11 protein-coding genes and 1 pseudogene are annotated in these 12,703 nt (G+C 38.3%); 2 read left to right on the forward strand and 10 right to left on the reverse strand.

Annotated features, from left to right (window positions below; translation table 11 throughout):
• Positions 1-451 precede the first annotated feature (451 nt).
• Positions 452-1,633: an MFS transporter gene (locus ACRRMM_RS18525; protein ID WP_007497314.1), complete on the forward strand. Its 1,182-nt coding sequence runs from the start codon at positions 452-454 to the stop codon at positions 1,631-1,633.
• 18 nt (positions 1,634-1,651) lie between these two features.
• The gene (locus ACRRMM_RS18530; protein ID WP_008344408.1) at positions 1,652-2,554 is read left to right on the forward strand and encodes a shikimate 5-dehydrogenase; all 903 of its coding nucleotides are present in this window, start codon (positions 1,652-1,654) and stop codon (positions 2,552-2,554) included.
• Between the two features lie 46 nt (positions 2,555-2,600).
• Here ACRRMM_RS18530 and ACRRMM_RS18535 read toward each other — a convergent pair whose 3' ends face one another.
• The 10 genes and pseudogenes from ACRRMM_RS18535 to ACRRMM_RS18580 all read right to left on the reverse strand — a co-directional run.
• Entirely contained in the window at positions 2,601-3,794 is a 1,194-nt protein-coding gene (locus ACRRMM_RS18535) for an MFS transporter (protein WP_046344844.1), read from the reverse strand.
• A 330-nt stretch (positions 3,795-4,124) separates the two neighbouring features.
• Positions 4,125-5,594 (reverse strand): glycoside hydrolase family 1 protein, encoded by a 1,470-nt coding sequence (locus ACRRMM_RS18540; protein WP_017359940.1) that lies wholly within the window; start codon positions 5,592-5,594, stop codon positions 4,125-4,127.
• Between the two features lie 13 nt (positions 5,595-5,607).
• Positions 5,608-6,456 (reverse strand): BglG family transcription antiterminator LicT, encoded by an 849-nt coding sequence (licT, locus tag ACRRMM_RS18545; protein ID WP_017359941.1) that lies wholly within the window; start codon positions 6,454-6,456, stop codon positions 5,608-5,610.
• A gap of 35 nt (positions 6,457-6,491) precedes the next feature.
• On the reverse strand, positions 6,492-8,366 hold the full coding sequence (locus tag ACRRMM_RS18550; protein WP_017359942.1) for a beta-glucoside-specific PTS transporter subunit IIABC: 1,875 nt from the start codon (positions 8,364-8,366) through the stop codon (positions 6,492-6,494).
• A gap of 413 nt (positions 8,367-8,779) precedes the next feature.
• The gene (locus ACRRMM_RS18555; RefSeq protein ID WP_428828704.1) at positions 8,780-9,274 is read right to left on the reverse strand and encodes a YxiF family protein; all 495 of its coding nucleotides are present in this window, start codon (positions 9,272-9,274) and stop codon (positions 8,780-8,782) included.
• Positions 9,275-9,523: 249 nt separating this feature from the next.
• Positions 9,524-9,838, reverse strand: a complete 315-nt coding sequence (locus tag ACRRMM_RS18560; RefSeq protein ID WP_017359944.1) for a hypothetical protein — start codon at positions 9,836-9,838, stop codon at positions 9,524-9,526.
• Positions 9,839-9,995: 157 nt separating this feature from the next.
• Positions 9,996-10,358 carry a hypothetical protein gene (locus ACRRMM_RS18565; RefSeq protein WP_046344848.1) on the reverse strand — a complete coding sequence of 121 codons (363 nt, stop codon included), beginning with the start codon at positions 10,356-10,358 and terminating at the stop codon, positions 9,996-9,998.
• Positions 10,359-10,389: 31 nt separating this feature from the next.
• Positions 10,390-11,396 (reverse strand): annotated as a pseudogene (locus tag ACRRMM_RS18570) (pre-toxin TG domain-containing protein); the annotation flags it as partial.
• 224 nt (positions 11,397-11,620) lie between these two features.
• Positions 11,621-11,938, reverse strand: a complete 318-nt coding sequence (locus tag ACRRMM_RS18575; RefSeq protein WP_017359949.1) for a hypothetical protein — start codon at positions 11,936-11,938, stop codon at positions 11,621-11,623.
• A 21-nt stretch (positions 11,939-11,959) separates the two neighbouring features.
• A partial coding sequence (locus tag ACRRMM_RS18580) for a pre-toxin TG domain-containing protein (RefSeq protein ID WP_432450925.1) occupies positions 11,960-12,703 on the reverse strand: 744 nt, incomplete at its 5' end.

Genomic DNA, 12,703 nt, shown 5'->3' on the forward strand with positions numbered 1-12,703 from the left:
TGTCTACACGCTGAAAGGAGAATTGCAAAGCGATTCTCCTTTTTTTATTGAGCAAGTCAACTATTTCTTTATTACATTTTTCTTTTTTTAAATCGCAAAGTCATAAACTTGACACATTTTAAACGCAGGAGTATATTTATCTCGTTGCTTCTTTTAGTATATCGTTATACCTTTTGTGAACATATCGTTATTTATGATATCAACTACAGTTAAAGATGGATCTTTTGATTCTGATCAAATCGAGGAAGTCCATCAACTTATGATAACTGTTATTATTTTTAATTATTTAGTAGAACGATGTACTTATTTGAAGAACAGATGAATATTCATTATTTTTTCATCAATCACACAAGGGGTGTTGTGATGGACTTAATATTATTTACGTTTAAGGAAATAACAAAGGGTAACAAGAATTTGGCCCGAACAGGGTTTCAAATATAGGAGTGGGAACATGAAAAATCCATACATTAAATCATCACTTGGCATGTACTTAAACTATTTCATGCTAGGCATGATCAATATTATTGTGGCATCAAACATGGAAAGCTTATCTGAACGCTACCATGTAGATATTCCAAAAATCAGCTTGCTTGTATCAGCAATCGGTATCGGTAAATTAATTGCTCTCTTTTTCTCTGGTAGGCTGGCAGACAGCTGGGGGCGAAAACCTGTCATTATTACAGGTAACTTTCTTTACTTATTATTCTTAATTGGGATTCCAACGACGACCAATTATACATTGGCTTTCATTTTTGCCATTTCCGCAGGGATTGCAAACTCATTGCTTGATTCAGGGACATATCCTGCTTTGACAGAGTCATTTCCTAAAAAAGCAAGTTCAGCTTCTGTATTAGTGAAGGCGTCTGTATCAATTGGTGCGACTGTTCTTCCATTTATCTTGGCATTCCTTATTGCACATGACATCTTCTGGGGCTGGGCATTCTTTGGTCTAGGACTTCTTTATTTACTTGTAGGCATTTACTTGATCTTTATGCCGTTCCCAAATCATAAGCAAACGGCTTCTCAAAACGATCTTCCCGTTCAAGAGCAAATGAAGGAAGAACCGAAAATGTTTGGTGAAGGTTTAGCTGTTGTACTTATGGGATTCACGTCTACTGCATTATTTGTCGTATGGCAAACTTGGCTTCCACAGCTCGGGTTGAAATTGATTGGGCTTGGCTCAGGACAAGCGACGCAGCTTCTTTCTTATTTTAGTATTGGTGCACTCGTATCTGTTCTATTGCTTTCAATCGTATTAGATAAATTCATTTCACCAATTATGGTCGCTATTATTTACCCAATCGGGGCATTCCTTGCCATGCTTTCACTATTTCAAATCGAAACATACGGCATTGTCATTGTTAGTACCTTTTTCTTAGGATTATTTACAGCCGGCATTTTCCAGTTGGCTATGAGTATTATGATGAAATTATTCCCTACAAACAAAGCAACGGCTTCATCATATGTCAACATTGCGGCAAGCTCAGCGTTTATCCTTGTTCCGCTGATTACAAGCGGACTCGTTAGCACGTACGATATTAAAATGACTTTATTCTTCGATATGATCATTGCGGTCATCAGCGTATTGTTAGCAGTCTTTGTTTTACGACGCATGAAAAAATTGTTTAGATAATTAAAGGAGATGTCAATCATGACAAACATACATGAACGTAATATTGATGGAAAAACAAAATTAGTCGGTCTTCTTGCAACACCAATCGGGCACAGCCTGTCACCACGGATGCACAACCTTGGCTATACACTAACAGGAATCAACTATGCTTACCTTGCTTTTGAGGTAGGAAATGATGAACTAGAAGCAGCAGTAAACGGGATGAAAGCAATGGGTGCAGCTGGATTTAACGTATCCATGCCGAACAAAATGAAAGTGCTCGATTACTTAGATGAACTAGATGATTCTGCAAAATATACTCGTGCAAGCAACACAGTTGTGAACAAAGATGGCAAGCTGGTTGGCTACAACACAGATGGTCTTGGTTACGTTAGAAACTTAATTGAACATGGCGTTGAATTAGCTGGACAAAAGGTCACACTCGTTGGATCTGGCGGCGCTGCAACTCCGATTGCCATTCAGCTTGCACAATCAGGTATTCGTGAAATTAGTATTTTTGCTCGTAATGACCAATACTTTGTTCAAGCAGAAGAAAATGTAAATTACATCAACAACGAAATGAAATCATTCGGTGTCAAAGCGAATATTTTCCCACTTGAAGACAAAGACGCTTTCCGTCGTGAAGTAGCTGAAAGTGCGATCTTAGCAAACGGGACAAGCCTTGGCATGAAACCATTAGATGAGCTCAGCATTATTGACGATACACTTGATGTATTACGCAAAGACTTAATCGTGACAGATGTCGTCTACAACCCGCAAAAAACAAAACTTCTTGCTCAAGCACAAGAAGCGGGTGCCAAAACGATTAACGGTCTTGGCATGATGCTATGGCAAGGTGCCCTTGCGTACAAACTCTTTACTGGCGAGGATATGCCGGTTGAACAAGTGAAACAAATTCTATTTGAAAATGACCGTTTCTAAACGAAACACATAAAAAAGACGACCTCCGCTTTGGAAGTCGTCTTTTTTATTCGTGTATCATCACACGGCGATATCGATAAAGGATATACATCGCCCCGATGATCGCCACAACAGCCACACCCGCATCAAATATAAAGATTTGCAAAATCGTCGAGTGGGTTTCGATCAAACCAGTGACGACCGGAATCACAATGGCGGACACTCCGCCTGCTGTTGAGATAATTCCTGTCATCGTCCCTTTGTTTTTCCAGAAGAACTCAGCCATTACGGTTAACGTCAGCTGAAAGACACCCGCTGTTGAAAAGCCCAATACAAATGCATTGACGGTCCCAATGACTGGAGACTTCACGACCAATAGCACACAGATAGAGGCTAATGTAATAATCGGATAGAGTAGCAGCACGGTGACCGGACGAACAATGCGGCGCAAAAGAAATGCGAGCAATAAGACAGACAGCAAACCGCCCATGCTATAGTAACTAAGCAGCTTCACAGCACTGCCAGAAGCCATTCCCAATATTTCCTCACCGTACGTAGGCAGCCAAATTTGTGGCAAGGCGTACAGACCATTTGATGTAAAACTGATCACAATCAGTGCGACCCCTTCTCTCCAAAACGTAGGCTCTGATGAGAAGCGCGGAAGTCCATCATGCTCCGTCACCTGAACTTGCTCCACCTTGCGATGATTCGGAAATGGCAATGTCCACAACATTATCACATTCACTAAATAGATAAAAGCAGGTACAAAAAACGCAAATGCATAAAACAGATCATGCTCTGCTAAAAAGAAAATAGCGAGCGGCAGAATGGTCGCCCCAATCGAAATAAACGCCTTCACCATCACATTTGCAGATCCCGAGTTTTGAGGAAAAGCTTCCATTAAAGCCGGATACGTCCCTGCATCCATCGCCGAATTCGCCACCCCTGCCAAAATCGCAAACGCAAACGCGATTTGATAATTCGGAGACAATGGGATTCCAATGAGGAACACCGCCATCAGCACCCCCGAAACCAAAATGACCGGCTTTCGTCCAAAACGATCTGACAGTACGCCCGATAAACCATACGTGAGCACCCTGCCAATACCGAGTGCAGATATCATATAACTAATCCCTGCACTATTTGTATCTAATTGTTTGATCAAAAATGGCATATTTGAAGCCAAAATAATATTGACCATACCTAATAAAAAATAATTGATATAAAGACTAGAAGCCGTTCTCAAATACGGATTCCTCATGCTGACACACCCCTCAACACATTGCAATGAAGTGACAAATAATGGTTACGCTTACAAGATTCATGCGTGAAGAGAAACAGCTTTGCAACCTTCACGTACTTGAAACATCTCATCATTTCATACAGCTTACATGCCCTTCATTTATCAAGCATCTCTTCAAATTTTCACTAGCTCTTATTTTATATGAATGTGAAAGGTAATGATAGTGAATTGCTTAAATTTGAGGGAAATGCATATCCATATGCATATCTTTTCTTTTACGAGCTGAAACATTCATCAATAAAAAATAGGAGTGGGTATACACCACTCCTTAAAAGATTTCTGACACATCTATTCGTTCATTTCCAGTCCATTTTGACGAATCACATTCTGGTACCAGTAAAAACTTTTCTTAGGTGTGCGATTTAATGTTCCATTTCCATCGTTATCTTGATCAACATGGATAAACCCATAACGTTTTTCCATTTCTGACGATGAATAGCTGATTAAATCAAGAATCCCCCAGCTCGTGTACCCCATCAATTCGACTCCATCCTCAATCGCTTCTAACATCTGCTGGAAATGCTGTTCATGATAACTAATACGATAATCATCATTGATCGTTCCATCCTGCTCCACCTGATCGTTTGCTCCTAATCCGTTTTCAACAATAAATAGCGGTAATTGATAGCGGTCGTATAGATCATTTAAAGAAATACGAATACCAATAGGATCGATCTGCCATCCCCACTCACTCACTTCTAAATAAGGATTCTTTACGCCACCTATCGTATTTCCGCTGACCGTTTCCATCCCTTCACTGTTTTCAGTAGCAACAAGTGAATTGTAATAACTAAAAGAAATAAAATCGACGGTATGAACCTTTAATAACTCGTCATCTCCTAGCTGTTTCTCAATGTGAATGTTTTTTTCTTTGAACAGTCGATGGATAAAACGTGGATACTCCCCGCGCACCTGTACATCTGTGAAGAACATATTAAATTGATTGTTCTTCGATGCCTTTAAAACATCTTTTGGATTACAAGAATAAGGATACGTTGTTAATTTCGTCAGCATACAGCCAATTTTTGAACCCGGGATCATTTCATGGCAATACTTCACTGCCAGAGCACTTGCAACAAATTGATGATGTAGCGCTTGATAAACAGCCTGCTCTACATTATCAAAACGCTCTGACACGATTCCTCCACTTGTAAACGGATGGCGAACAATGCTATCAATTTCATTGAAAGTCAGCCAATACTTGACTTTATCTTTGTATCGATCAAATACCACTCGACTAAATTTCACAAAGAAATCAACAACAATGCGGTGAGACCATCCACCATATTGATTGACTAAGTATAGCGGCATTTCATAATGAGATAGCGTAACGAGTGGTTCAATATCATGTTTCTTCATTTCATCGAATAAGCGGTCGTAAAACAATAATCCCGCTTCATTCGGCTCTTCTTCATCTCCCTTTGGAAAAATACGTGTCCAGGCAATCGAGACACGCAACGTCTTTAATCCCATCTCTTTGAAGAGCGCCATGTCTTCTGGATAACGATGATAAAAATCGACACCTCTTCGTTTCGGATAACCTTCAGCGGTATCTGCACGCATCGCTTGTTGAATTTGTTCTTCATCCACTTTATTGTGCTTTTTATAGTCAGACTTGCTGAGGCCTTTTTTAAAAATCGCCACATCAGCAGTCGATAGCCCTTTTCCGTCTACATTCCATGCACCTTCTGCTTGATTAGCCGCAATAGCGCCACCCCATAAAAAACCTTCTGGAAACTTTCTAACTTGATTAGACATCTCTCTTCCTCCCTTAAGACGATCCATTATTTCTTAAAACCACTCGATTGACATGAATAATTAAATACATTTTTTCGTCATTGGATATGGTGTAATCCACATTTGTTTTAATATATTTCTCGATTTTCTCCACACATTTCACTTCTTCAGGGTATTTCCTCATGATTTGATCGATTAAATCATGGTCATCTGTTTCAAGCATTTTGTTCTCCAGCAACCGCTGAACAAAGAACTGTAAATGTGTTAAAAACCTGGAGTAATTAATCGTATCTGTTGGAATATCGATCTTATAATGCATTTTAATGATGTTTAGAATATCTTTGACCATATTGGTCATCATCACGATTTGATTCAAATTGTCTTCTGTCTGCTGCGCATTTACTAGATGAAAAGCAATATTCGCTGCTTCTTCTTCCGGTAATTGAATACCTAGTTGTTTTTTTATTAGATCGAGTGCGTGCATACCAATGCTAAATTCCTCGGGGTAAAATTTCTTCACTTCCCAAAGCAGGCGATTTTGTATCGTGAGATGTTCCTTAAAGCGCTTTGTAGCCATAAAAAGGTGATCTGTTAGAGAAATATAAAGATGCTCATTTAAGTGTGTGGATAATCGATGCTTCGCATAGGAAATAATCTCATCCGTTATGATTAAAAATTCCTCTGGAGTCTCTCTCATGAGCTCAGCTAAATCATTTGACGTGCTTTGATCTTCTAGCACATAAATCTTTTGTATATCTTCCTCTTGAATAAGACTGCCAGGCTTATTTTTAAACCCGATCGCCTTCCCCATTACGATGATTTCCTTTCCATCATCTCGTTTAGCGAGAACCACACTGGTATTCAGCACTTTTATAATTTCCATACCATATCACCTTCCTGGTTACATTCAAAATCTATTTATAAGACAGTTAAAAGTGGCTGCTGATGACCAGAAGGATTGGTTTTTCCCTCTTGGGTTAAAATTTCTAAATAATCAGCCGAATTTGTAATGATCACTGGTGTTGTTGTGTCATAACCAGCCTTTTGTATACTCTGATCATCAAATTCAATTAAAAGCTGGCCTTGCTTTACTGTATCACCTTTTTGAACATGTGAAGTAAAATGTTGTCCATTTAAGTTAACGGTATCAATCCCAATATGAATAAGAACTTCAACACCTAAGTCTGACTTTAGACCAATCGCATGATTTGTATGGAAAATCATTTCTACTTGCCCATCAAATGGAGCTACTACTTTTCCATCGCTAGGTTGGATCGCTGCCCCCTTACCCATCACTTCTTCAGAAAATACTTTATCATTTACTTTCGCTAATGGGATGACAGCTCCTTTGATCGGTGCATAAATGACCTCACGATTTCTTGTGTTTTCTGTTGTAGAGATAGGCTCATTGCTCTTCTGGACGACTTCATTTTCTGCATCTTTAAAGCCAATGATGTAAACAGCAATAAATGCGACTACCGCTGAAATGACTGCACCAATAATGGCAAACGTAAAGTTTGAAGTCCCTTTTTCAATGAAAATCGGCATAGTGGCAATTCCAGGTGAAACCATGACAAACGCTTTCAGTTTAATTAATCCAACAAATATACCTGAAACCCCTGCTCCAATCATACATGCGAGTAATGTTTTCTTAAGCTTTAAATGGACACCATATAATGCAGGTTCTGTGATGCCAAATAAAGCAGAAATGCCTCCGGACATCGCAATTTGTTTTAACTTAGGATCTTTTGTTTTAAATGAAACTGCCAAAGCACCTCCACCTTGTGCAAAATTCGCCGCTAACATGGCTACTCCAATGAGAGCATCATATCCAGGCGAAGCAAGGGAAGCGATAACAACTGGATAGAACACCTTCTGCATGCCAAACATCACGATAAAAGGTAAGAAAACAGCTAAAATTGCAACAGCCGCCCATCCCGCAGTTTGTTGTATCCATAGCACTCCCGCTGCTAACCCTGCGCCCAGATACATACCGAGCGGCCCTAGAAACAGTAAACCAATCGGCGCGACAATGATCATTGTGATTAAAGGAACCATAAAAATTTTGACGGGTCCCGGTGATAATTTATCCGCAAGCCTTTCAACATAGGACATAAGCCAAACAATCAATATAATTGGAATAACCGATGCGCCATAAGATACAGCTTTCAAGGGTATTCCAGCAAAAGCAACTGGATCGCCACTGCTAAACAAAGCTGTTAAGTTAGGATGTAATAAAACCCCAGCCAAAGCCATGGATACCATAGGGTTTGTGCCAAATTTTTGCGAGCTTGTATAGGCTAACAAAATCGGCAAGAAGAAGAACGCCGCATCTGAAATGATTTTCAACACCAAATAGGTCTGGCTATCTTCTTTCATCAAATTCAGCATCGGCAACAAAATCAACAAAGCCTTCAACATACCAGCACCGGCAATTGCAGGGATAATTGGTGCAAAAATACCAGTGATTAAATTGGCAAAACGATTGAAGTATCCTTTGAAGCTATGATCTTTATTCTGGACAATTTGCCCGCTTGCTTCTGGGTTGTGATCAATAAGCTTTGCAAATTCTTTATAGACATAACCTACATCATTTCCAATAATAATTTGATACTGACCTGCTGTATCCGCTACTTGAATAACGCCATCAAGACGACTAATTTCTTCAGAGTTTGCACGTGAAGAGTCTTTTAAAGTCAGCCTTAATCTCGTCATACAGTGGATCGCATTTTGAACATTTTCACTTCCACCAATATGCTTTAGAATGTCTTGAGCTAAGTCTTTATGGTTCATCAAAGTCACCGCTTTCATTTTTAATTATAGGAGCTCAGGCAACAAAAAAAGACCTGGATTGGGTGGGAATATACAAATACAGATATCCCATCCAATCTAGGTCTTGCCTGCCGAACAGTAACACGCCTTATTGAATGTACGCATTATTCTATTTTCAACTTTTCATCGTTTCATGAAACCGCTTTTAACATGTTAATATCACTATAGTAAGTAATTTTTTAAACAAAAGCAACATTTTTCTTAAAAATCAAATAAAAAATGAATAAATATAGATCAAAGAGTCTGTTTTTACCAACCAAATGTACCTTTTCAGATGACTGATAGAGTGAGAAAGAATAAAACAAACTAAAAACGATGTCAACCTGATACCATTGAGAAACCCTGACTATCAAGAAAACCTTATCTCTTCGTCTCTACATCCCACTTTTAATCTCACAGCCCCAAATACTAAACTCATAAAAATATTCTGTACGCTCTATGCATAATCCAAAATGAAAATCCTCTGCTATTAAAATGAAATCTCCGCATCCACTTAAAAACTTGGTTTGCTCAAGAAGTTGATTTAAATGATGAAACACTTCATCCACATTCACTAAAAGCGCTTCAATTTCATGATCTCGGAAAAAAAGCAATCTCCCTTGTTTAGGAGTCTCTTTTATCCTCCCGACCATTTCATTTAACATTTGTGTAGACTTTTCAATATGCTCTAGATAGTTGTCTCCATGTATTTGACTTTTATGTTCTCTCGATTGCAGGAAAATAAATACCTTCTGACAAAAAAATTGATTCTCTTCGACCTCCAAAAAAGGGGGTTCTGGAAGTGTCATATAGCTTAATTCGTTTATTAAGTGCTTTCTTCTGCTTTTTCTTTTTAAGGTTTCGATTTTAGTTTTTCCTTTATTATTCATAGGAGCACCTCCACAATGCGTAAACATTGCTCTCTAGACATCTCCCCTTTGAAAATTCCACCAGGCTACACGGTGGAATGAACTGATTTCTAGATAACTATGCTTTTTTTCAAAATTTCCGGATATAAATCTAGGAAATCAATATAAATGGGGACTTTGTATAATTAAATGTACGTAATAACGAATCTTATGTTGTTTAAAATCCGAATAAAAGTGTAAATTAAATAATCTTGATCAGTATAAAACCAATCAAAGTACTATTTTTGTACCCTCTTCAATAGGATAACTTCTTAATGTATCAATACAAATCTCAAATAATTCAACATCATTAGTATTCAGCAAATCCAATAAAATATGAAACTCATATTCATTGCACTCATTATCGAGACAGTACGCAATTTTTCGCTGCCACTCTATCGGTTTATTGAGTACCTGTTTTGATAGTTCTCCCCAATCGTTTAGGCTAAAATACGAGAGTATCTCACTTACTAGTATATACCCTTCATCGTACCAAGAATCTACCGTTGTATCAGCGGATAAAAGTTTATCCAGTTCTATATACATTTTTAATGCTCCAATGATGGTTCCACATATTTTTCTTTTTAAGCATTGTTTGGTTTTTATTCATTATAAGACCACCACCATCAAGCATGTACTGCTCTTAGAAACGGCAAAACAGAGAAGCACTAGCCTTATTAACCTCGTAGAAATACATACAGTTTTATTTCCACCAGTTAGATGTAATTTCTTTTAAATGAAATTCTATAAAATCTATCACTTTGCTATAGTCATTAGAGCTAAACTCCTGAATAGGATTGTCCCAATCTGTATTTTTAACTATTAGAACAAGATAGTTGCCATCTGAAGATAAATCGGGATACCAACCTAAGTCCAATGTTATTGATGATTTCTCATGATAAAGCTGTAACAAACTTTCAGTGAACATAAACCATCTTTCATCTTCTGTTTCTAATTTTCTAGGGTCAATTTCCCAAAAATGATTATAACGGACATTCCAACCTTCAGTTATCCTCAAGGGATGAATGTTTACTTCCGGAATATCAAGTTTCACATGCTTTCTCATTCTTTATCCGACCTCTTTGTTAATTTTATAGTTATTTTATTCCTAATTTGTTTAAATACTTAGTTAATCTATCACCAGCTATTGGATGACCGTGATACACATTACCACTCGTTAGTTCTCCTCTAATCCAACTAGTAGATTTTCCATTATCATAACCAACAACTTTACCAGTATCATAAATGAAGTAAAAATTATTATTGCCATTATCAATGATATGCCCTCTTTGAAGAGCTTCTTTTTCTATCACTTTATTATTTATTTCAGGTAGGTATTGAGCATTTCGTCTTCCGGTTTCACTAAAACGTTTCGCTTCTTCAGCAGTTCTAGCCTTTAAATGCTTATTATCATGATGAGAATACACTGCGCTATTTATCTTTATTCTAAAATCTTTTCTACCATAATAACTTTTATGAGCAATTTCATCATGCCTTTTTGAAATATTAGGTATACCTGAACTCTTTACACCCATCTTCCCATGAAACCCTTTCGCCCCAAATGGCAAAAGCATCCCCAAAGCCGCATTCATACTCGCTTCCTGCTGTTCTTTCGAGACTTTATTTCCAAACATATCTCGACCCGTAATCGCTTCGCTGAATCCGTTTGTGGCGTTGAGTCCATTAATCCTTTTTGAGATGTTTTCAGGGCGTCAAAAGACTTCTGTGATGTCTTGTAAATGTCTACCGCTCTTACTGCGGCTGAGGTGGCTTGAGTCGTTTTATAAACGGCTTTTCCGCCTTTGAAAATACGGCCCGCCCAGCCGACAATCGGGATGTAGCCTGCTGCTGCCATGCCTCCTGCGGCGACTCGCTGTCCTGCGGTGAGTTCTTCTCCTGTGATCGGATCGACACCTGTTGCGGCACGTTTTGCATCGTTTACGCCTGTCAGTTCATTGACGATATTTCCTCCGTAATCAAGAGCTTTTTCATACCACGGACGGTTGGCGAGCGCTTCTTGTTCCTTTGCAATCTTGCGGGCTTCTTCTTGATCTTTTTTGATTTTTAGATATTCAGAAGTTTGCTTCTCAATAGTGCTCAATGCGTTCGTTTTGCTTGTCTCTATCATACGATGATCCACTCAGGAAAAAAAATCACCATTTTATCGGTTTTTTCTCGGTATGAAGGCCAATAAACACAAAAACCTTGAAAGGCATATAGCCAGTCAAGGTATGATAACAATAACATTAAACAACTACTTCACCTACTGATTTATCTGAGAGAATATCATAATTGTTTTATATTTCTTTCTAATACAATAAGGCTATTTTAAAGTAACTCCACTCCAACTTGTTTATAAAATTTAACTTTTAACCTCTCTTCTTCGTCCACGTTCATTACCATAGCTTTTTCATCTTTTTTTATACTTGTTACATTATTAAAATCACCTGTAAATACTATAGAATCATTAAATGTAATACTTAGACTACTCGTTTGCTTATATACATCTAAAGTTAAAATCACCTTGAAATTTTGGTCATCTTTGTAAGTATAAATTAATTCTCCATCATCTATATTGCCTGTTATACTCACCGGCTCACTTTGAAAAAGTTCTAATAGATCATATTCATCATACTTAATAAACATTCGTATTCATCCTTTTATTAATTATTTCGGTATAACTGTGATAACATCGCCTGCTTCATTTATAATAACTTTAACATCCAGTGTTTCATGAACAAACGTTCCACTTCTATTACCAGGTATCTTTTTCGTATTCATTATAGCGTCTTCAATAACTGAAGGTGGAATATTTCTTGGATCAACATATTTTTTGATGAAATCACTAAATTCTTTTGTTTGTGGTTTAAACCCTAATTCTTCAGCTTTTTTAATTGCTCTACTTGTTAAAGTAGCTTTTACTTCAGGACTATCAGGTGCCATTCTTTCCAAAGCATGCTGAGAATAACTTCTTCCATTTATTTCTCCTCCGCCTTTTGACATATTCCAACCAATTTCACCCGTACCCTTAATCCCCATTTTACCATGAAACCCTTTCGCCCCAAATGGCAAAAGCATCCCCAAAGCCGCATTCATACTCGCTTCCTGCTGTTCTTTCGAGACTTTATTTCCAAACATGTCTCGACCCGTAATCGCTTCGCTGAATCCGTTTGTGGCGATGAGGCCATATAAGCCTTTTTGAGACGTTTTCAGGGCGTCAAAAGACTTCTGTGATGTCTTGTAAATGTCGACTGCTCTGACTGCGGCGGACGTGGCTTGAGTCGTTTTATAAACGGCTTTTCCGCCTTTGAAAATACGTCCTGCCCAGCCGACAATCGGGATGTAGCCTGCTGCTGCCATGCCGCCTGCGGCGACTCGCTGGCCTGCGGTGAGTTCTTCACCTGTGATCGG

This window comes from Bacillus sp. XT-4 (assembly GCF_050864245.1).
Classification (GTDB): Bacteria; Bacillota; Bacilli; order Bacillales; family Bacillaceae; genus Bacillus; species Bacillus altitudinis.